Origin of the sequence: Methanoregula sp. PtaB.Bin085 (assembly GCF_002067035.1) — an archaeon.
GTDB lineage: Archaea > Halobacteriota > Methanomicrobia > Methanomicrobiales > Methanospirillaceae > Methanoregula.
In genome coordinates this window covers 66,260-87,379 of sequence record NZ_MVQB01000057.1, presented here as the reverse complement: position 1 = coordinate 87,379, position 21,120 = coordinate 66,260, and the positions used below count along the sequence as shown (strand labels likewise).

Sequence of the window (21,120 nt, the reverse complement as noted above, 5' to 3'; positions counted from 1 at the left end):
CTGTTCCTCTTTGTTTGCAATTCACTGTTGGATACAGGGCATCTTCACTTTTTACAGCACGTCGTGTACGCTACCTGCAATAACGGTAGCATGATGAAAAACGTCTATTAGCTTGCCAGTACCAATCATGTATACGAAAAACCCATGGCTGCCCTTTCCGTTGATCTCCTGTTTGATGCTGCTATCCGAATCCAGCTGCTGGAACGTTCGATCACTATCGCGTTTGCCGACAACACGATCCGGATGAAATTCCCGACAACACGGAGGCTCGCGGAATTCCTTGATGTCCCGCATTATTATGTCCTTCCGTATTTTGCCATGATGGAACAGGAGGAGCTGGTGACAAGGGCGGAGCGGGTCGGGATACTGACAACGGCAAAAGGCAGCCGGAAGATGATCGAGCTGATGAAGGAGAAGTACCGGAAAGAGACCGGGGAGATCCTCGGGAAAGAGGTCTTCGACGACCTTCTCAGGCGATGCTGAACTTTTTTCTCCTTTTGATTGAAGTGATGTTAACAATTGCGTAAAATAAAAGACATGCGATCAGAACCATTTGTTAACCAACTGGTAAGCAGATGATTTTAACCAGCGGGGAAAAGAAACATTCAAACGTATTCCGGTCCATCTTTTAGCCGGTGTGAAGATGAAAAGAGATGTGTATGGTGGACTTGTCTCCACGATGTTCGTTCTGTTGTTCATTACAGTTTGTTTTGCAGGATGTACGGGCCAGGCCCCGGCGACCCCGGGAGCAGCCCCGACCGCTGCGCCATTCGTGGCGAACCAGCAGGGTGTAGCCGTTATCAAGAACGCCTCTGCCGCCACGGCGGCAACGGCGGTCGCTCCGGCAGGTGGAGCCCCGGCAGCCGCGGCACAGGAGCTCGTGATCGCAACCACCACGAGCCTGTACGACACCAAGCTCCTTGACATGCTCCAGCCGATGTTCGAGTCGAAGTACAATGTCAGGCTCAAAATAACCTCACAGGGAACCGGTAAGGCAATCGAGCTTGCCAAGAAGGGTGACGCAGATATCCTGCTCGTCCACTCGCCCTCGCAGGAACTGGCCTTCATCAAGGACGGCTTCGGCATCAACCGGCGCTCGTTTGCGTCCAACTCGTTCATCATCGTCGGCCCTGCCGATGATCCCGCAGGAATCAGGGGCATGACCCCCGAGGCAGCGTTCACGGCCCTGTACCTCAAGGGCATGAACAAGACCGCCAAGGTCGCGTTCGTCTCCCGCGGCGACGGCTCCGGAACCCACTCTGCCGAGAAGAACATCTGGTCCAAGGCAAAGTACAATTACACGACCCAGATCCAGAAGTCCGGCGACTGGTACGTTGAGGCCGGCAAGGGCATGGGAGAGACCCTCCAGATGGCTGACGAGAAGGGAGCATACACCCTGACCGACGAAGGCACGTACCTCGCCTACAAGAAGGACCTTGCCCTCGTCCCGGTTATCAGCCAGGGAGCAAGCCTGCTCAACATCTACAGCGTCATGACCGTGTACAACGACAAGCAGCCGATCGAGAAAATTACGATGGCCAACAACTTCGTGAACTTCTTAATCGACCCGGCAACGCAGGCCGAGATCGGCAAGTTCGGCGTTGACAAGTACGGCAAGGCGCTCTTCATCCCGATGAGCGTTACCGTACCCGATGCACCGGCAGGCAATGTCGGCGACCACACGAGCCCGGCAACCGATGTGAAGCCCCCGTCGGCCACAGCCACGGCCGCAGCTGCTGCAACAGCGGCAGTAAAGTAATACTCGCCTTTTTTTGGATTTTCCGGGCAGGATCCGGAAGATCCTTTTTCGGATAGTACGAAAAGGACCGGACTTTCTGACCTGCCAGGAGCAGTGATGGTCTGTTACGATTGGCTGGCCCCAAGGGAATTGCTCCGTGGAAACTGTTTTTACCGGATCTGGAACCATCTGATAATCAATTGGTTATCATTTATGCTTAACAAAAGCCAAAAAGAAACATTGAAGATATTTCCTGTTAATCTTGAAGTCGGTTAGTTATGAAAGGATGTGTGTGTATCAGATGGATTGTCGCAGCATCATTGCTGCTGATTCTTGCTGCCTTTTTTTCAGGCTGTACAAACCAGGCCCCGGCCGCGGTACCAACGGCTACCCCGGGAGTTTCTGCTCCTTCAGGCGAACCCCAGTCACTGGTCATCGCGACGACAACAAGCCTGTACGATACCAAGCTGCTCGACTATCTCCAGCAGAAATACGAGGCAAAGAACAATGTCAGGCTCAAGATCACCTCGCAGGGAACCGGCAAGGCCATAGAACTTGCCAGGAACGGGGATGCGGATATCCTCCTCGTCCATTCCCCAGCTCAGGAGACAGCATTTCTCGAAAGCGGCAATGGCCTGAACCGGAGAACATTTGCCTACAACTACTTCATCATCGTCGGCCCTACAAACGATCCTGCCGGGATCAAAGGAAAGACTCCTGAAGAAGCTTTCAGGACCATCATGGCCAAAGGCAAGGCCGGCAATGCAGGTGTGATGTTTGTCTCCCGAGGGGACTCCTCCGGCACCCATTCGGCCGAACAGAACATCTGGAAGTCCGCCGGGTATACCTATGCCACCGATGTCCAGAAGTCCGGTGCCTGGTACATCGAGGCCGGAAAAGGGATGGGCGACACCCTGCAGATGGCAAGCGAGAAGGGTGCCTACACGCTGACCGATGAGGGCACGTACCTCTCGTACAAGAACAAGCTGAACCTCCAGCCCATCGTCTCCGAGGGCAAGATCCTGATGAACCTGTACAGCGTCATGTCTGTTTATAACAATAAACAGCCGGTTGAGAAGATCCGGCTGGCAAACGGGTTCATCAACTTCCTCATATCCCCCGAAACCATGGCCGATATCGGCAATTACGGGAAGGACACCTATGGGAAGGCGCTCTTCACCCCCATGACCGCAGGTGTGCCGACCGGGGTTACTGCCGATTTCACCACGCCGGCAACGGCGATAAAGCCGCTCAAGATATACCATGCCGGCAGCCTTGCATCATCCATGGCCAAGGCCGAGAAGTCCTATGAAGCTGCCAACCCGGATACGGATGTCCAGCTCTTTTCGGGTGGCAGCGCTGCCATCATCGACAAGGTAACCAAACAAAATCAGTACGCTGATGTACTTGCAAGCGCTGACGCGGCTCTCATACCCAAGTATATGTATCCGAACAATGCATCGTTCGAGATCGATTTCGCCAAGAACACCATCGTGCTTGTGTATACCAGCAAGAGCAGGGAGTCGGCAGCGATCAATGCCGATAACTGGTACAAAATCCTTGCAAAAGACGGTGTTGTCTACGCCATCAGTGATCCGACTTCGGACCCGGCAGGGTATCGCAGCCTGATGACCATTGCCCTTGCCGAGCAGAAGTATGGGGACACGACAATCTTCTCGACCATTGTCAGCCCCTACAGCAAGATAACTAGGAAGACGGAAGCGGGGAAGACCACCATTACCGCAACGAGTCCCTCGCCCGATGGCAAGAAGCTGATCATCGCAAAGACCGGGCCCGAACTCATCCCGCTCCTGAAGGACGGAAAGGCAGATTATGCGTTCGAGTACAGCAGTGTCGCCATCCAGTCAGGGTTGCCGTACCTCACGCTCCCGGCCGAGATCGATCTCTCTGATCCCTCCCTGAGCACGACATACGCAACCGTTGTCCTTGTCCGGCCTTCCGGTAGTGCCTCCGTGACCGAGACCGCGACTCCCATCATCTATGCCATGACGATCCCGGCAAGTGCAAAGAACAAGGATGCCGCTGCCGCTTTCGTCAACCTGCTGATAACAAAGGATGGGCAGGCGATCCTCACCGCTGACGGGCAGACACCCATCACACCCGCGGTCGCAACAGGAACGAACCTCCCCGCAGTGATCCTCCCTAATGTAAAGCAGGGATAATTTTTTTTTTGTGGCTGGCTCATCAGAGCCATGAGGACGAGACGAAACCGCAGGTTCCTTCAAGGTCCAGGATGACGGCCTTCCCTGAAGGTTCAAGATCCCTCAGGTTTCCCTCTCCGCACCATTCCTTTTCCAAATCCACCCGGCTCCGTACGCGAGCACCATACCGATGATGAAGGCGACCGTCATCCCGAAAACGAGTGCAAGGAGTGCAATGAGGCCGGTTATGACATATGAATCCGTTTTGAGACCATGCCGTCCCATCTCGATGCCAACGAAGACGAGAAGCGCCCCGAGCACGCCGACCGCGATGATGGAGAGGACCTGCGGGGAGGTGAAGAAGAGGGCGAGGATGATGAAGATGAATCCGGCATAGACGTTCGCCCCGCCTGTACGGGCACCGTAACGGTACTGCCCGGCAAGCCCGCCGGCGCCGTGGCACATCGGGAAGCCGCCGAACGGAACGGAAACCAGGTTCATCAGGCCGATGGTCATGGAGAAACGTTTCGGCGGCACGTCCTTCCGGAAGAGATCTTTTGTCAGCAGCGAGGTCGCGAGGATCGCGTTCGTTATCGTCAGGACAACCTGCGGGAGGACGAGCGTTGCAAATGCCGAACTGAAATCGGATGGCGCTGGTATGACCAGCAGGGGAGGCGGGATCAGGCTGATCGGCGGCACGCCATACAGGACGATCCCGGCAACGAGGCCGACCCCGATGACGACGATTGCGGACAGGTCGGGGACGGAGCGGAACCGGGTTATGAGGTAAAAACAGACGATGATGGCGAGACCGAGCAGGAAGAACGCAGGATCCTTCACAACGAAATCCCCTGACGAGCGGAAGAGGAGGAGGGCAAGGCCGAGCTGGATCCCCCTCACGACACTCTGCGGGACCCATGTTTCGATGATCGCAAAGAACCGCCCGAACCCGAGCACAAGAAAGATGATCCCGAGGATGAGGCCGGCGGCTGCAATTTCCGCGCTCCCGATCGACCCGGCGATCACGATGACCGCTACCGCCTTCATCGGCTCGAGCGGAATCGGGAGCCGGTAATACAGCCCGGTCAGGATGAACCAGATCCCGAAGAACAGGAGTTCGTAGCGGATATTCACATCAGAGACCAGGGCAACGGCAAGGATGAGCGGGATGATGGTCCCGAAATCCCCCAGGGATCCGGAGAGTTCGGAGAGGCTGAACCGCAGCGGGGGCAGGGATTCATCTGATGGTGGCATCGGAGGATCCTCGGCACATGGTTCTGACGTTCCCCTCACGGCGTGAGTGACGGGAATACATCGGCAACAATAACTAAAAGAAAGTAAAGGTAATCATAGGAATTAACCTTTTCAGCGATATCATCAGGATCTCTAGCAGGTTTTGGGGGGAAGCAGTTGGACGAAATCACGCAGGGAATCGCACAGGCCTTCGATCTCATCGTCACTCTCAACCCCGATATGCTGGAGATCGCAGCGCTGTCCCTGTATATCTCGCTCTCCGCAACCATCATCGCCGCAATCATCGCAATCCCAGCCGGGGGGCTTATCCACTTCCACGAGTTCCGGGGCAAGCAGGCACTCATTGTCATCATCCAGACCCTCTACTCCGTCCCGACCGTTGTTGTCGGGCTCTTCCTGTACCTCCTAATCTCGAAGAGCGGGCCGCTGGGGGTTCTCGGCCTCCTCTTTACACCGCAGGGCATGATCCTCGGGCAGACCGTCCTCATCGTTCCCATCATGCTGGGGCTCGTCATCTCCGCGCTCAGCGGGATTGATAAAAGCATCAGCGATACACTCGTCTCCCTCGGGGCAACAAGCTTCCAGAAGATCCTCGAGATCCTGAAAGAAGCACGGTACGCCATCCTGAGTGCCGTTGTCCTCGGGTTCGGGCGGGCGATTGCCGAGGTCGGGGTCGCGATGATGATCGGCGGCAATATCCGCGGCCACACCCGTGTCTTGACCACAGCAATTACCCTCGAGACCGGGATGGGGGACTTCGGCCTCTCGATTGCACTTGGAATCATCCTCCTGTCGGTCGCCCTGGTTGTCGTCATTGTACTGAATATCATTACGTCGGGCTTCCCCCCCGAGTCGCGGCAGATCCCGGGAGGGCCCTCTGGATGATCCGGATCGAGAGCCTGACGAAGAATTTCGGCAGTGCAGAAACGATTAAAGAGACCAGCCTTGAGATCCAGGCCGGTGAGATCTTTACTTTTATCGGGCCAAGCGGCAGCGGCAAGACCACGCTCCTTCGGCTCATCGACCTGCTCGACCGGCCCACCACGGGAACCGTGTATTTCAACGGACAGGATACCGGCGGAAACGAGAACGAGCGCCTGGCATTCCGCAGGAGAATGGCAATGGTTTTCCAGAAACCGGCAGTGCTGAACACGACCGTTGCAGAGAATGTTTCCTTCGGGCTGAAATTCCGGGGAGTGCCGGAGGAAGAGACACAGAAGAGGGTCATCGCTGCACTCGGTCTCGTGGGACTTTCCGAGTTCGCGGGCCGAAGAGCGGTCACCCTCTCCGGAGGCGAGATGCAGCGGGTCGCCCTTGCCCGGGCAATTGTCACCGAACCCGAGGTCCTCCTGCTGGACGAACCGACAGCCAACCTCGACCCGGTCTCGTCTGACCTTATCGAGAACCTTATCCGGGGAATCAACAGAAAGTCCGGGACAACGATCATCATGTCCACGCATGACATGATCCAGGGCCAGCGCCTGGCGGACCGGATCGGTGTTCTTATGAACGGGAGGCTCGTGCAGGTGGGAACAGCAGAAGAGATCTTCTACCAGCCGGCCGGCCGCGAGATCGCCCGCTTCGTGGGGATCGATGCCATCACCGGGGGGATTGTGACGGAGAACAGGGGGGGGCATGCTCTCATCAGGGTGAAGGACCTGTGCTTCGAGGCACTGACAGGCCTGCCGGCGGGGCAGCAGGTTATCCTGTATATCAGGCCCGAGGAAGTCACCGTGAGCCCGGCCGGCTCTTCATCATCACGGACCAGCGTCCGCAACCAGCTGGCTGGCCGGATCACGAAGATGGTTCCCTCCGGGCCGTTCATCAGGATAACTATTGATTGCGGTATCCCGATTACGGCCCTCATCACACGCCGTTCCTGCACCGAGCTCGGCCTCAGTGCGGGCATAATGGTCGTTGCTGGTGTTAAGGCAACGGCAGTTCATGTTTTCCCGTTTGAAGGATAGTGCGTTTCTTCTTTCATTTGGAAGAAATGACTGCCGGGACATCTCCGAAAAACCGACAGTTGCTTCCCTTTTTTGTGATCCGGCCCTGCGTTCAGACCTGTACGGGAAAAAATACCGGACAATGATTAACCATTCCTGTTCAATTTCTGCTGGCAGTCAGGGAGGTTTGAAAAAACCGATATGATTCCTGGCAATACAGGCGGGAATTCGTATCGTAAAATTTATCGGCTGATGACGGAGAATGTCAGATCGTAAGAGGTGTGGAATTGAGAATACTCTGTTTCGGGAGCATAATTTCAACATTCCGGTATAAAACCGGTTCCGGTCTATTGTATCCTCACGGGAGAGCGGGAGAAATTCATCCGGGTGGTCACCAACCATAGGAATTCCGTTATAAAAACAATCGCCTCATTTCCTTGCAATACCTGTCCTTTCTCGCCTCTTACATTCCCTTGTGCCGTTGTTTCAGACAGTTGGTTATCTGATAGTATCACTGCGCGAGAAAATGCGCGTTCGGATGACTGATACAGGACATGTTAATTATTTTTAATTGACTTTGAAATTTCAATAATTCTTTGAGTTTGATTCGATTCGGGCAACGATTTGGCATAATCCACCAGTATTCACCATTTTTTACAAAAAAACCAGTATTGTTATATACCGTTCGATCAGACCCTGTGATTGTCAATCTTTTTGATAGGTGTAAAAAAATGGATTTCAAGTACGTACCAACCACGTGTCCGTATTGCGGGACGGGGTGCGGCTTCAACCTTGTTGTCGTTGACAAGAAGGTTGTCGGCGTCCAGCCCTGGCAGCGCAATCCGGTTAATGAGGGCAAGTTATGTCCTAAAGGTAACTACGCCCACGAGTTCGTCAATTCTCCAGACCGGTTAACAAAACCGCTCATCAAGAAGGATGGGAAGTTTGTCGAGGCCAGCTGGGACGAAGCTTACAAGCTTATCGCAGAGAACTTCAAGAAGTACCAGGGCGAGCAGAGTGCCTGCCTTGCATCTGCACGTGTTTCCAATGAGGAGAACTACCTGATGCAGAAGTTCGCCCGTGCAGTCCTTAAAACACCCAACATCGACCACTGTGCCAGGCTCTGTCACGCATCCACGGTTGTCGGGCTTGCCGGTGCATTCGGATCCGGTGCCATGACCCAGTCGATCGCGGATATTGCCCAGTCAAAATGCCTCCTCGTTATCGGTACTAACACATTCGAGCAGCACCCGTTGATCGGGCGCCGGATTATGCAGGCCAAAGCCAATGGCGCGAAGGTCATTTATGCTGACCCGCGGCTCACGCCGACCGGGAGGATCGCTGACCTGTTCCTGCAGTTCTATTCCGGTACTGATGTGGCATTATTGAACTGTTTCATGCAGTTGATCCTCAAGAACGGCTGGGAGAACAAGGAGTTCATCAAGAACCGCACGAAGGACTTCGAGAAGGTAAAAGAAGTTGTGATGAAGGACACCTACAGCCCCGAGAACGTCTCCAAGATCACCGGCGTCCCGGCAAAGGACATCATCACTGCAGCAGAGTGGTTCGGCAAGTCCGGCCAGTCCGCGGTTCTCTATTCGATGGGGATCACTCAGCACACCACCGGTGTTGACAACGTCAAGTCGATCGCCAACCTCCAGATGCTGACCGGCAACCTCGGCAGGCCAGGCACCGGCATCTGCGCACTCCGCGGACAAAACAACGTGCAGGGCGCCTGCGATATGGGAGCGCTCGCGAATGTGTACTCCGGTTACCAGTCCGTCATCGTCCCCGAGATGAAAAAGAAGATGGAGGACGCATGGGGCTGCCAGATCGCTGAGGGCAAAGTCGGTCTTACCGTGACCAAGCTCATCAACACGCTCGCCGATGAGCCTGGCAAGGTCAAGTGCCTCTATATCATGGGAGAGAACCCGATGCTCTCCGACCCTGACCTCCACCACGTTGAGAAAGGACTGAAGAATGTCGAATTCATGGTCGTCCAGGATATCTTCCTGACAGAAACGGCCCAGTTCGCAAACGTTGTGCTGCCGGCAGCCTGTTTTGCCGAGAAGGACGGAACACAGACCAGCACAGAGCGCCGTGTCCAGCGCTGGAGGAAAGCGCAGGACCCGCCGGGAGAGGCAAAAGCAGACTGGCAGATCTTCTGCGAGCTTGCAAAGGTCATGGGATTCGAGAAGCAGTTCCCGTACAAGAGCGCGGAGGACGTCTTCAACGAGATCGCAAAAGTCACCCCGTCCTACGGTGGCATGAGTTACGCCAGGCTCGAGAAGCCTGAAGCGCTCTGCTGGCCCTGCCCGACTCCCGACCACCCGGGCACTCCGATCCTGCACAAGGAGAAGTTCACCCACCCGGACGGGCTTGGTATCTTCACCCCGATCGAATGGAAACCCCCGGCAGAAGTCCCGGACAAGGAATACCCGCTCATCATGACTACCGGCCGCTGCATCTGGCAGTGGCACACCGGGACCATGACCCGCCGTTCCGAGAACCTCGAACGCGAGGAGCCGACAGGCTGGGTCGAGATCAACACCGAGGACGCAAAAGAACTCGGCGTCAGCGACAAGGAAATGGTCAAAGCCGTCACCAGACGTGGAGAGATTAAGATCGGCGCACGTGTAACGAAGAATATCAAGAAGGGGGTCGTCTTCATGCCCTTCCACTACGCAGAATGCGCTGCCAACGTGCTCACGAACAATGCACTCGATCCCGTCGCAGCCATCCCCGAGTTCAAGGCCTGTGCTGTACGTATTGAGAAGATCAAGGAGGCCTGATCATGGCAAAGAAAGGCGATATGCTCTACGCGTGGACCAACGACGCAGAGATCAAGAAGAAGGCCGAACTCGGCGGCGCAGTCACCGCTCTCTGGAAATACGCACTTGAATCAAAAATGGTCGATGCGGTCCTTGCCGTCACCAAGGGAGCCGACATCTACGATGCCCAGCCTGTCCTGATCAAGGACCCCAAGGAACTGGCAAAAACTGCCGGTTCGCTCCACTGCGGGACCCTGCTCATCCCCAAACTCGTCAAAAAATACCTTGACGGCTCAAACAACATGAAGATTGGTGTCACGGTCAAGGGATGCGACGCGATGGCATTCTACGAACTGGCCAAGCGCAAGCAGATCAACCTTGACAACGTTGTCATGATCGGTGTCAACTGCGGAGGGTCGGTCAGCCCGGTCCTTGCCCGCAAGATGATCACCGAGAAGTTCGGTGTCGACCCGGACAAGGTCCACAAGGAAGAGATCGACAAGGGCCAGTTCATCATTGAGTACGAGGGAGGTCACAAGGGTATCTCCGTTGATGAACTCGAAGAGGCAGGCTACGGACGGCGCAGCAACTGCCGCCGCTGCAAGATGAAGATTCCCCGCCAGGCAGATCTTGCCTGCGGGAACTGGGGTGTCATCGGAGAGAAGGCCGGCAAGGCAACCTTTGTCGAGATCTGCTCGGAGAAGGGTGCGAACCTCGTAAACGGTGCAGTCAAGAACGGCATACTCGCAACCGAGGCAGCCAACCCCAAGGGTCTCGAGATCCGCGGAAAAGTCGAGGGCGCCATGATGAAGCTTGGCGACAAGTGGCGCAAGCACGACTTCGAGTCGCTGGGAGAGGGCAGGGACCGGCTCAGGAAGATCATGTCCGAGACCTCCCGCTGCATCAAGTGCTACTCGTGTATCTCGGCATGCCCGATCTGTTACTGCGTGGAATGTACCACCAAGAACCCTGCCTATGTCAGGCCCGGACAGCTTCCGCCGGACTTCATGTTCCACCTCATCCGCTTCGCCCACATCGCGGACTCCTGCGTGAACTGCGGCCAGTGCCAGGAACTCTGCCCTGCCGAGATCCCGAACGCGCTCTTCATGCACGCCCAGCAGGTCGAACTCGAGAAGATGTTCGGTCACGTGCCCGGTGTCAACATGGAACTCCCGCTCATGGCGTATGTCGAGGAGAAGGAGGAGCGCGCACGGCTCCACAACACCGGCAGCGACATGATCTACGAGAACGTCTTCAATCCCTTCAGCAAGAAGGGACACTGAATTCTTTTCCTTTTTTCATTGCTGTAGTACCAGCGATAATGATGGATGCAGAAAATCCGGTCGTAGCCGGACCGTATTTTTTCATTTTCCGTGATCGTTAAAATCGAAGCGGACAAATCTGTTTTTTCCATCATGATCGCATCCGTAAAAATCTTTTCATTGATACCCGTTTTTTCATGAAAAGAAACCTCTTTCAGGTTTTCTGAATACATGCGGGTTCCCCGTTTTTCAAAAAAGGATTGGTATCCCGGTTCGCCATATACGCCGGAAGTATCAGAAGAGAGTCCTTTTCGCCAATCCCCGTATATAACCAGTTGTGTCGAACCGGAGAGGAGGGAAAAAAATCAACTGAAAGAGAAAATTCAATCCGCGGTCCGATCCTGGTACAGAATCAGTTGAATTTCTTTTCTGATGGAATCGGGTGTGCTGTAACCGTTTGTAAGACCGGATGCTGTTTTCTCAGACGGTCAATATTTATTGCATACGCCTGGTCAATCATCACGCGGTACTGGCCCTGCTCCTCTACGGGCAGCATTTTAAGAGACTTGTTTGCCCGCTCAACGTTCTCTTCGAGGAGTCTGACATACTGATCCTGATCAAGAACACTGTCCATCTTTTTTGATTCAAATATCCGGACCATATTTGGCAGGACATCATTACAGATCGTTTCAATCAACTGGCGGTGGGGGTTCTCCATGCAATGATCCCAGTACTGTCTGCTGTACCGGATTATCAAGATATTTTGATTATCGACGTCGTTTAATGAAAACAACATGCTACCGGTGTGCGTTTATATGCAATCATGCCGATTTATTGTCAGGGTCGTGAACCATGTACCCTTTCCTTCATCCTGCAAAGAAGCCGGGCCAACAGTCAGCCATATTGATGACGGGTACAGAAAAACCGGGGGGGACACCCTGGAAACGGACCATGAAATTTATTTTCATCATATGCATGGAGAAATTTTTCTGAAAAATCCTCTCGAAGATTCTTCAGCAGAAGAGAAAAATCCCTCCTTGACAGCGATATGATCAATGCGGTGCTGCCTGCAGAGAACACAAAACATCGATGTTACACGAGGTAGGGGGCAATATTTTCAGATGATGGTCAGTATCAGGGCAGTAAGACCCGAACGCACTAAAAAACTCTCGCCCTGAACATACGGATCCTGCCCTTTGCTTCATCAGACAAACGGCATACGATACTCTGCCCGGTTTTTTTTATCATGGTCATATTCACATATAAACGGGGCAAAAACCGTTCAATATTCGGAACGGATCAGCGGACAATCCACCGTGCTCGATCTGCACATTTATCTGCATGGCATACCCGGGTGGCAAAACCCTATATAAGATCTTCTTTAAAATAGCGTTAGAAAACCTATGACTGCTGGCCTTTCTTCCAGAAAAAAAATTGTCGGGACGATCAAATCCGACAGAATTCCGGCAGAGGCTCAGAACCAGTACCGGAAGGCCACGCTCCTTCTGGATCAGGGAAAGACCGAAGATGCGTTACAGGGATTTCAACAGGCCCTGGATATTGCACCCAACTATACCGAAGCGCTGCATGAGACAGGTTACTGTCTTCAGAATCTGGGCCGGCACGATGAAGCAAGGAAGTACTATACCCAGGCGCTCAAGGAGATTGGCGATCGCCTGTGTGAGATTGGCAGGTATGAAGAATCCCTGGGACGGTACTGGGTGGCGATCAGCAGGTATGAAGAGGCAAGCAAATACTATCAGCCGGAATGTATGCCTGAACCCGTCATGAATGACGATTATGAGAAAATAAAACGGAAAATCAAAAAAACGGATATTGACAGTGAATAACCGGTTTGTTCATTCAGTACCTTTCCCTGCCCCTCGTATCCGTCATTGATATGCTCAAAGAATTTTACCGGATATTTTCCTCTCATGAGGCATCGATATCATCCCACATGAATGAGGATGAGATATGAGTTTTTATCCTGGTACATCCCGTCAGACCGGACTTCTTTTCCCTCTGCCATTCATATATGCCATGCGGTTTATAATGGCAAATATTCATTATTTCCCGTGAGGGACTGTATGGTAACCCCGGGAAGGGGAAGAGGTGTGTTATCCATGCAGAATATTGTCGCAGCACTTGCAAAAAAGAATAATCCAGAACGCTGGAAAAATGTAGTAGACCTGGAAAAGTTCGGACAGCCGGCAGCAGAGTTCCTCATCCAGGCGCTGGCCGATGAAGATCGCTGGGTCAGGTACCTGGCAGCTGACGCCCTCGCAAACATTGGTGCAACCAATTCCGTTGACTCCCTGATATCCCTTCTGAGAGATCCTGAACAGGACGTCCGGTTCGCAGCTGCTGCTGCACTGGGAAAACTTGGAGACCCCAAGGCAATAAAGAGCCTCCAGGAAGTACTGAAGAAGGATAACGGCTATGTCAAGATAGCTGCAGAAGAAGCACTCGTCAGGATCTCTCCACAGAATCCTGGGATGCCTTCACACTGATACGTACCAACACCCATTTTTTCATATCCATTTTTTCCGAACCATTCAGGAAGTATACCATGTGTTCCCGGTATCAGCATACCGATCCTTCTGATTCCCTAAAAATACACCCTGTTACCTGTCTTACCACGGTTCCCGGATACAGAGTACCTGTATTAACGGCGGTGAAGAACCTGCTCCCTGAACATCCGGCTGGTCTCGGATTTTTCCCTGTCTGCAATATTCTGGGCGATGGTAGAAATCCCGACAATGCGGCCTTCTTCATTCCTGATTGGCGAGATCGTGACAGAGACAGCAATCCGGGAACCGTCTTTCCGCAGACGGACGGTGTCAAAACGATCAATGGTTTCTCCTGCACCGACCCTCCGGAGAAACACGGGAAGATGAACACGTGTTTCCGGGGGCATAATGATCTCAATGGATTTCCCAATTACCTCTTCTGCAAGATACCCGTAATAACGCTCCGCTGCTTTGTTCCAGCTCAGGATAGTGCCGTCGAGTGACTTCCCGATAATCGCATCATTTGAGGAATTCACAATCGAAACAAGAACGGAACGGAGCCTTTCCGATTCCACTTTATCAGTAAGATCTTCATATATGACACACTGTTCACCCCCTTTGAGGGGAATCGGACAATAGCGGATCTGGCGGATCGTCCCGTCTTTGCAGGTGACCGGAAAGATCGGGGAGTTGCCCTCGTTCCATGCCTCCTGCCCGCGACCCTGTTTCCAGGTATTGATCGCTTTCGTTCGTTCAGTGATATCGGGGAATGCCTTCTGGAGCCAGTCTTTTCCTGTGGGGATATCCCCAAGGGTATACCCGAAGAGCTGCTCGAATTTTTTATTTACATACTGATTTTTTCCGGCGCTGTCGATGATGGATATTGGAAAAGGAGAACGTTCAGTGATTAACCGGAAACGATCTTCACTCTCACGGATTTTTTCCCCATGTTCCTCGTTTCCCAGAGCGGGCGATAACCGGAGTTGTTCATTGACCTGCTGGAGTTTTTCAACCTTTTTCTCCAGTTCCTCGTTCAGAAGAGCAAGACGTTCAGATGATTCCTGTAATTCTGCATTTTTCCTCATGGCAGCATCATAGGAAGAGAGTATGATTGCAGGGGTACGGAGCTGGCTTTCCGGGATGAGATGCGTCTTGCCATCAAATGATACTTCCAGGGCGGGACTTGTATCACCCGATTTTTTTTGTGCCTGTGACTGAAGAACGCTTGCTACCCGCGATAGTACATGTTCGGGCTGAAACGGTTTGATGATGATATCATTAGCCCCCGCTTCAAGACCCTTAATAAGATCAGGAGGATCAAAGAGCTGAGTAACGAGGATGACCGGGATATCTGCCATATCCTTGTCATGCTTGATGGCACTGCAGAGTGCGTAGCCATCCATCTCCGGCATGATAATATCGGTCAGCACGATTGCGGGGCGTTCGGTTTTGATCAATTCCAGTGCCTGGTTCCCGTCAAAGGCGAGGATAACCCGGTATCCCTGTTGTTCGAGGATGTGCTGGAGATATTCAGCCTGGGTCCGGCTGTCCTCGACAACGAGAATATTCACGGTATCTTTCTCCTGTTCTGTTTTCATCGGTGCTCCGTTGTTATCATCCATCTCTGATCATTCTTGCCCGTCAGCTTGATCATCAGGTACGGGGGAGATTCACTGGAACGCCGTAATCAGAATCAGACGGAGATCGGAACCGTATGTTCAGTGAGGATAAAACCGCTGATCTAAAGATAATCACACCCCGCGCACACCAGTCGACATTATCCTACTCATGCACCTTAAACATTCCGAATTATTCATTTTCAAATTTTTATACGTTGAGATCCCCCGTTTATGCCATCAAAGCTCTGCCCATATCATGACAGATAATTACCTGCTTTTCATTACCCGGATCCGGCAGAATTTCTTAAAACATGCTGACGTGAGTGATGATCAGCGGCGGAAACCGGACACTATGGTATTCAGCCTACCGTGAACCCTCACGAAAAATGATCCAGACTTAAAAAGGCCACGATGTGCTGAATGCTGCCAGCAGAAGAGGAGAGACATTTCCTGTATTGCTGAACGGGATCCGGTTGACCCTGCTGTCCATCCGGTTCCCTCGTAATCCCCTCGGTGTTTTTCATGGTTTATCCCTGAGGGGAACTGATTTATTGAGGCTCCGGTAAAGGGATGGGGCGTCATCGGACGTATTCACAATCGAAGCCAGCATCGTGTGGAGCCGTTCCGCCTCTTTTTTCGGGGTAAGATCTTCACAGACAATAAACTGCTCCCCGTTCTGGAGAGTGGTTCGGTAGAAGTTAACCTGACGAACGAAACCATCTTTACATGTAACGGGTAATATCGCAGGCACGGCGACATGAGGAGCGGAACCTGACGGGTCCTGTTTCAGGGTGTGCATACACTCATGACATTCTCTGGCAGACATATCGGGGAACGCTTTTTCGAACCAGTCTTTCTCAGTAGGAATATCCTCCCGCGTATATCCGAAGAGTCGGGAGAAGGCATTATTCACATACAGGAAATTCCCGGATCTGTCAACGATGGATATCGGGAACGGGGAATGGTCAGTGATCATGTGAAAACGCTCTTCGCTCTCACGGATTTTTTGCGCCTGTTCCCTCTCGGTATTGATATCACGACCCACTGACTGGCATTCGACCAGAGCCCCGTTATGATCATAGATACCCCGGATATTCCATTGGTACCAGCGGATTGTCCCCCTGTTGTCAGTTAACCGGATTTCCAGGGAAACAGTCGGCTGGCCACGGAGGAGCCGGGTGATCTTTTCCTTGAGCAGGGGGAGATCTTCCGGTACGATATAGGTAAAGAGGCTTGTGCCCGCTATGTTATTACAGGGAATTCCGATAAAACGACTGAACAGATCGTTAATAAAGGTGATTTCTCCTTCCGGGCGCCACCGGCAGATCACGTATGTCAGATCCTGGACAATTGCCCGGTACCGCGTTTCGGAGATCATCAGAGATTCTTCGAACTGAATCTGTTTTGTGATATCTTCTCCGATGATGGTAATACCTTCGTCCATGGTATCAAAAACCGTTGGAATAAGGCGAATCCGGAAATGGTGGTCTTCATCCTGGAGGGGGACACTGAACTCCCGCTGTACTTCTCCCTTCGAAGAAATCTCCTCAAATACATGTGCAATATCCAGGCGGGCTATGAGAGGCGATGTAATAGTATCGATCGGCTTCCCAATCAGGTTCTCACGGGTTGTTCCAAGGATGCTGAGCGCATTCTCGTTCGCGTCTAGGATATGCATCTCATTATCGATCAGCAGGATGAAATCCGCGGAAAATTTCAGCATTGCCGATACCGGCATTTTCTGTGAGTAGGTATAGACCTTCGCCGGGCCAATATTGTTCAGGTTTACTTCGCCGGAAATAAGAAGAATTTCAAGATATTTCGCTGTTGAGTTCCGGTTCAGCCGGAGTTTTTCCGCTATATCGGTAATGGTAAGTCCGTTACGGTGAAAACGAAGGAGACTTTTAATCTTTTTTATGGTTTCCTGACGAGTATCCATTACTGTAAAAAACGTCTGGAACAATAAAAAAATATCCGTTAAACAAAAAAAGATAATTTTTTCTTAAATTAATATATTTTACATATACGTCATAGTTGTCGATATTCTCCTCCGTTAGGTGATCTAGTGATACACCCGGGGATTTTTTTCCGGAAAAACTCAATGATAAGAGATTATAAAAACATGTGAATGATACAGATATCATTTTTACCGGCGATCTCTGTACTCAGAATTCTGTTATGCAATGCAGAACTGCACGATAAAATTGACGATACTTTTTTGTAACTATTCAGCCCGCGCGTTAAGCATGTAACGGAATGAACGGCGTTCCCCGAAAAGCCCCGATAAGCGAATCGAGGACCGGCTTGTTATTTTTCCTTGTGGTGGAGATATACCCCCTGATCCTGCAGAAAGCGGAGGCACCGTTTTCACTGCGGAAGGTACCGGAGATTTTCTGCTGGACTTTGGCCATTCGGATATCGCGTTCAGCCAGATTATTCGTGAAGGGAATTGAGAGATTGTGCATGAAAGCCAACACCTCGGGAGGGAACTTCCTGCACCGATCGAGCAGGTTCCTGGCTTTTGACTGTTTCTTACGACCGCGTTTTGTCGGGGAATCCGGAATTTCTTCAGATGAGATCTCGTTCAATCCTGATTCAAGGATCCGAACATAGCGTGCTTCGAAATCCGCAATCGTCGATGAGCTGAGAGAACACGAGTTCGCCCGTGCAGCATCCACCTGGTGTTTGATCTCCAGAATCAGATCATGCAAATCCAGACTCCATGTATGCTGATAATTCTCCGAGATACCGTTCAACTCGCGAAGCAGATGGGCGTTACAGATCGCATGACGACTTGGATACCGGAAATATGAAGCCCGGAAATCATGAACCATAGTACCTTTGAACCGGGGCAGGATCTGCATATCATCGGTTGCCCGTTTTCCCCGTTTTTTATGGTGACCATACCACGTGAGGAAATCGGTACTTGCAACGTGCAGCCATTGCCGGATACCGGTGACCCGCATACCGGTCTCGTCAACATGGATTACCTTTGAATCTTTCAGGAGGTCTCGTATCCGTTCTTCAACTCCTGCAAGGTTCCGGTAACTCTCCTGAACTGCATTCACCAGGGTCCCGGTGCTCAACGAACGTCCGAAGATATCGGAGAACATCTCCCGAATCCGATCATACGGAACCAACTGGTAAACGCAAAGATACACCATCAGTGCCTTGAGGTTCGGGCCATACTGGACGGGGAACTGAACATCTGATGGAAATTCTCCACGGTTCATCATACCACATTCCGGACACCGTTTGTGCTCGGCACGGTGTTCGGTTACCCGTATCCTGAACTCAGTGTCATGCACCTGGCGTCGCTCGATCTTGACCGGGTCCTCATCCACCAGCGATGTTCTGCACCCCTGGCATACCTGAACCCTGTGAAATGCAATCTCATCCGGATTCTCTACCATCTCAAGGGTCTGGCCTTTATGCCCCAACTGTCCTCCGGGCGGTCGCTCTCCTTTCTTCCGGGGACTCTGGACTCTCCTGAAGCCATCCATCGACGGCGGCTGACTGCTGTTCCGACTGGTCCGGTTTAACCGCGCCTCTAACTCAACTATCCGGGCTTCCAGTTGCACTATCCTCTCTGTCAACTGAGTGATAACACGATCCTGTTTTTCGATAATGTCAACAACCGCTTCCGGATTTGTCCGGCATAATTCCAGTAACTCGGCACGGTTGACTGCCATCTATTGTTATTCATGTACTCTTAGTATTTCGATCTGCCGGTTCGGGTCGAAAAAAGGGGGGCTGAATAGTTACACTTTTTTTAAAAACAACCTGTGCGCTGATCGCGGATTTCAATCTCTCCGGCACGGATCGAAAAGGCATTTCCAATCATATCCAATACAAGCAAATCTCCAAAAAAAACCGTGGCTGCTATCACGGAATACTATCATGATTTCAGATGATGAGAGTCTGGAAAAAAATTTTCAGATAAACCCGGCCGGCAGACATCCCGGCTCAAACGGGGTCAGGGTCCCGCTGCCATTCATCCCCCTGATGGTACCGGTAAGCGTGAGATCATAACCGCCGGTCTTTTCAAGCGCTGCACGGTAGCCTGTCGATCGGATAAGGGCAACAAGGGTTTTGAAACGGGAATCAGCCAGCATTTCCTTTCGCACGACCAGCTCATAGTCCTCGTGGGCAACCGGCATGAACCGGAGACTGTTCGCGCTCGCGATACTTGATGTGCATATCCCGGCATCGGCAAAGCCGTTCCGGATTGCTACTGCTACTGCCGGCGGACCATGAACTTCCTGCAGGTAGCCGTTGACCTGTGAAGGATGAATACCCTCAATAGCGAGCAGCGCGTCAAGAACGGTCCGGGACGGGGTCTCCTTACGCGTGTTGATGAACCGGACACGGGTGAGGTCTTTTGTTTCAAGCCCGTTAATGGATGCGATGCCAAGCTCGACCGATGCGATGTGGATGAAAGCAAGATCTCCTGCACCGGAAAACTGCGTCAGTGGCTGGTACGAAGTCAGGAGGGATCGGGAGGGAAGGACCAGTGGAGCGGCATGGCAGCTGTTGCTGCCCAGCGCGAGGAGCCCCGGGATATTACCGGGATTGGTTGCATGGATAAAGAGGCCCTCGTCATGGGCACGGTTGACCAGGTCCTCCAGCGCCGGATCGAGAGTGCCGGTAAAAATAAGGGTGCGTTCGATGCTGCCGGGATCGGTTGTCAGCAGAACCTCGAGCATCGTACCCGCCTCGTATCCCTCGACCGGTGCAGGGATGTGGGTATACCCGTTGGCCTTCACGGTCGACATCTGGGCAAACGCCCCTTTCCCGTGCGGTGTCCCGAGGAGGTCCTGTCCGATCCTGCCGACAAAGATCGGGATGAACTCGTCGAACCCAAGGTCTGAGACAAGTGCCTGCCCAAGACGGACAGTGACGGCTAAACGGGGTGCCGGCGGAAAACCCCACGATTCCAGCAGCGGTGCGGCGAACTCGCGGAGCACCGTCTGGGCGGCAAGCGGGTAGCCCGGCAGGCCGAGGACCGGTTTTCCATCAATCTTTCCCAGCATCACCGGCTTTCCCGGTTTAACCGCTACCCCATGGAAGATGAGATCCCCGAGCGACCGTATGACGCTCTCCGTGAAGTCGCGGGTTCCGGCTGATGAACCGGCTGATATGAGCACGAGATCATTTTCTCTCACCGCGGTACGCAGGGTCTCGCGGATCCGGTCGGGGTCATCAGGCACGATGGGGTACCGGGTACAGTCCGCACCCATCTGCGAGAGAAAGACCTGTGCCATGACCGTGTTGCTTTCGACAACCTGCCCCGGCCCGGGCCGGACACCGAACGGGACAAGCTCACTCCCCGTCGGGATAATTCCAATCCTGACTGAGAGGACCTCGATGCTCGTTATCCCGAAGGTTGCGAGGGCTCCGATATCGAACGCCCGGATAATATGGCCGCGGGGGAGCACGAGCTTGTTCTCTTTCATATCCTCTCCAGCCGGGCGGACATGCTGCCAGGGTACTGCCGACTTGCGGACCTGGCACTTCCCGTCTGTCTCCCAGATATCCTCGATCATGATGACTGCATCGAACGCGGGGGGGATGATATTGCCGGTATTGACGCGGGCAAATTCCGTGAGCGTTACGGGCCTTGTGTCGCTTGCCCCGATAGTGTCGCGGCTCTTCACGGCTATACCGTCCATGGCCGAGAGATTCACTTCCGGCACCGAATATTTTGCATGGACCGGCGCGGCAACGACCCGCCCGATCGCGCTGGTAACGGAGATCCTCTCAGTCCCCGAAGGTCTTTCAAAGGACGATGTCAGGATCGTCAGTGCCTCGTCGAGCGGGAGAAGGGTGAGATAACGGTTAACCATACGGAGTCACGA

At 52.9% G+C, this 21,120-nt stretch carries 15 protein-coding genes; 9 read left to right on the top strand and 6 right to left on the bottom strand.

The features are described 5' to 3' along the window. Window positions 1-144 precede the first annotated feature (144 nt). From A4E33_RS12090 to wtpA, 3 genes are all read left to right on the top strand, one after another. Window positions 145-483, top strand: a complete 339-nt coding sequence (locus A4E33_RS12090) for a hypothetical protein (RefSeq protein WP_292348459.1) — start codon at window positions 145-147, stop codon at window positions 481-483. 160 nt (window positions 484-643) lie between these two features. Continuing rightward, window positions 644-1,759, top strand: coding sequence for a substrate-binding domain-containing protein (locus A4E33_RS12085; protein ID WP_292348457.1), 1,116 nt, complete (start codon window positions 644-646; stop codon window positions 1,757-1,759). Between the two features lie 257 nt (window positions 1,760-2,016). Then, the gene (wtpA, locus tag A4E33_RS12080; RefSeq protein WP_292348456.1) at window positions 2,017-3,921 is read left to right on the top strand and encodes a tungstate ABC transporter substrate-binding protein WtpA; all 1,905 of its coding nucleotides are present in this window, start codon (window positions 2,017-2,019) and stop codon (window positions 3,919-3,921) included. Window positions 3,922-4,023: 102 nt separating this feature from the next. Here the strand turns inward: wtpA and A4E33_RS12075 are convergent, their stop codons facing one another. Then, complete coding sequence (locus A4E33_RS12075) at window positions 4,024-5,154, bottom strand: putative sulfate/molybdate transporter (protein ID WP_292348455.1); 1,131 nt, start codon at window positions 5,152-5,154, stop codon at window positions 4,024-4,026. Between the two features lie 156 nt (window positions 5,155-5,310). Between A4E33_RS12075 and A4E33_RS12070 the strand changes: the two genes are divergently transcribed. The 4 genes from A4E33_RS12070 (at window position 5,311) to A4E33_RS12055 (ending at window position 11,154) form a co-directional block, all read left to right on the top strand. Further along, on the top strand, window positions 5,311-6,039 hold the full coding sequence (locus A4E33_RS12070) for an ABC transporter permease (protein ID WP_292348453.1): 729 nt from the start codon (window positions 5,311-5,313) through the stop codon (window positions 6,037-6,039). Beyond that, on the top strand, window positions 6,036-7,121 hold the full coding sequence (locus A4E33_RS12065; protein WP_292348452.1) for an ABC transporter ATP-binding protein: 1,086 nt from the start codon (window positions 6,036-6,038) through the stop codon (window positions 7,119-7,121). The genes A4E33_RS12070 and A4E33_RS12065 overlap by 4 nt, the downstream gene beginning before the upstream one ends. A gap of 710 nt (window positions 7,122-7,831) precedes the next feature. Further along, the gene (gene fdhF / locus A4E33_RS12060; protein ID WP_292348451.1) at window positions 7,832-9,892 is read left to right on the top strand and encodes a formate dehydrogenase subunit alpha; all 2,061 of its coding nucleotides are present in this window, start codon (window positions 7,832-7,834) and stop codon (window positions 9,890-9,892) included. Window positions 9,893-9,894: 2 nt separating this feature from the next. Further along, complete coding sequence (locus A4E33_RS12055) at window positions 9,895-11,154, top strand: Coenzyme F420 hydrogenase/dehydrogenase, beta subunit C-terminal domain (protein WP_292348450.1); 1,260 nt, start codon at window positions 9,895-9,897, stop codon at window positions 11,152-11,154. A 391-nt stretch (window positions 11,155-11,545) separates the two neighbouring features. Here A4E33_RS12055 and A4E33_RS12050 read toward each other — a convergent pair whose 3' ends face one another. Next, window positions 11,546-11,851, bottom strand: a complete 306-nt coding sequence (locus A4E33_RS12050) for a hypothetical protein (RefSeq protein WP_292348449.1) — start codon at window positions 11,849-11,851, stop codon at window positions 11,546-11,548. 685 nt (window positions 11,852-12,536) lie between these two features. On the opposite strand from A4E33_RS12050, the gene A4E33_RS12045 reads away from it, so the two are divergent. Together A4E33_RS12045 and A4E33_RS12040 are read left to right on the top strand one after the other, a co-directional pair. Continuing rightward, complete coding sequence (locus A4E33_RS12045; RefSeq protein WP_292348447.1) at window positions 12,537-12,983, top strand: tetratricopeptide repeat protein; 447 nt, start codon at window positions 12,537-12,539, stop codon at window positions 12,981-12,983. A gap of 273 nt (window positions 12,984-13,256) precedes the next feature. Next, a complete protein-coding gene (locus tag A4E33_RS12040) occupies window positions 13,257-13,643 on the top strand; it encodes a HEAT repeat domain-containing protein (protein ID WP_292348446.1) in 387 nt (128 codons plus the stop codon). A 155-nt stretch (window positions 13,644-13,798) separates the two neighbouring features. Here A4E33_RS12040 and A4E33_RS12035 read toward each other — a convergent pair whose 3' ends face one another. The 4 genes from A4E33_RS12035 to A4E33_RS12020 all read right to left on the bottom strand — a co-directional run bounded on the left by A4E33_RS12035 (window position 13,799) and on the right by A4E33_RS12020 (window position 21,108). After that, window positions 13,799-15,241: a PAS domain S-box protein gene (locus A4E33_RS12035; protein WP_292348444.1), complete on the bottom strand. Its 1,443-nt coding sequence runs from the start codon at window positions 15,239-15,241 to the stop codon at window positions 13,799-13,801. Between the two features lie 541 nt (window positions 15,242-15,782). Continuing rightward, window positions 15,783-17,201 carry a PAS domain-containing protein gene (locus A4E33_RS12030; protein ID WP_292348442.1) on the bottom strand — a complete coding sequence of 473 codons (1,419 nt, stop codon included), beginning with the start codon at window positions 17,199-17,201 and terminating at the stop codon, window positions 15,783-15,785. Window positions 17,202-17,502: 301 nt separating this feature from the next. Then, the gene (gene tnpC / locus A4E33_RS12025) at window positions 17,503-18,954 is read right to left on the bottom strand and encodes an IS66 family transposase (protein ID WP_363054337.1); all 1,452 of its coding nucleotides are present in this window, start codon (window positions 18,952-18,954) and stop codon (window positions 17,503-17,505) included. A gap of 243 nt (window positions 18,955-19,197) precedes the next feature. Further along, on the bottom strand, window positions 19,198-21,108 hold the full coding sequence (locus tag A4E33_RS12020) for a molybdopterin biosynthesis protein (protein ID WP_292348440.1): 1,911 nt from the start codon (window positions 21,106-21,108) through the stop codon (window positions 19,198-19,200). Between the last annotated feature and the right edge of the window lie 12 nt (window positions 21,109-21,120).

Coding starts and splice junctions, on each gene's coding strand:
- A4E33_RS12090 (WP_292348459.1), top strand. CDS start 145: ATGGCTGCCCTTTCCGTTGATCTCCTGTTTGATGCTGCTATCCGAATC.
- A4E33_RS12085 (WP_292348457.1), top strand. CDS start 644: ATGAAAAGAGATGTGTATGGTGGACTTGTCTCCACGATGTTCGTTCTG.
- wtpA (WP_292348456.1), top strand. CDS start 2,017: ATGAAAGGATGTGTGTGTATCAGATGGATTGTCGCAGCATCATTGCTG.
- A4E33_RS12075 (WP_292348455.1), bottom strand. CDS start 5,154: ATGCCACCATCAGATGAATCCCTGCCCCCGCTGCGGTTCAGCCTCTCC.
- A4E33_RS12065 (WP_292348452.1), top strand. CDS start 6,036: ATGATCCGGATCGAGAGCCTGACGAAGAATTTCGGCAGTGCAGAAACG.
- fdhF (WP_292348451.1), top strand. CDS start 7,832: ATGGATTTCAAGTACGTACCAACCACGTGTCCGTATTGCGGGACGGGG.
- A4E33_RS12055 (WP_292348450.1), top strand. CDS start 9,895: ATGGCAAAGAAAGGCGATATGCTCTACGCGTGGACCAACGACGCAGAG.
- A4E33_RS12050 (WP_292348449.1), bottom strand. CDS start 11,851: ATGGAGAACCCCCACCGCCAGTTGATTGAAACGATCTGTAATGATGTC.
- A4E33_RS12045 (WP_292348447.1), top strand. CDS start 12,537: ATGACTGCTGGCCTTTCTTCCAGAAAAAAAATTGTCGGGACGATCAAA.
- A4E33_RS12040 (WP_292348446.1), top strand. CDS start 13,257: ATGCAGAATATTGTCGCAGCACTTGCAAAAAAGAATAATCCAGAACGC.
- A4E33_RS12035 (WP_292348444.1), bottom strand. CDS start 15,241: ATGAAAACAGAACAGGAGAAAGATACCGTGAATATTCTCGTTGTCGAG.
- A4E33_RS12030 (WP_292348442.1), bottom strand. CDS start 17,201: ATGGATACTCGTCAGGAAACCATAAAAAAGATTAAAAGTCTCCTTCGT.
- tnpC (WP_363054337.1), bottom strand. CDS start 18,954: ATGGCAGTCAACCGTGCCGAGTTACTGGAATTATGCCGGACAAATCCG.
- A4E33_RS12020 (WP_292348440.1), bottom strand. CDS start 21,108: ATGGTTAACCGTTATCTCACCCTTCTCCCGCTCGACGAGGCACTGACG.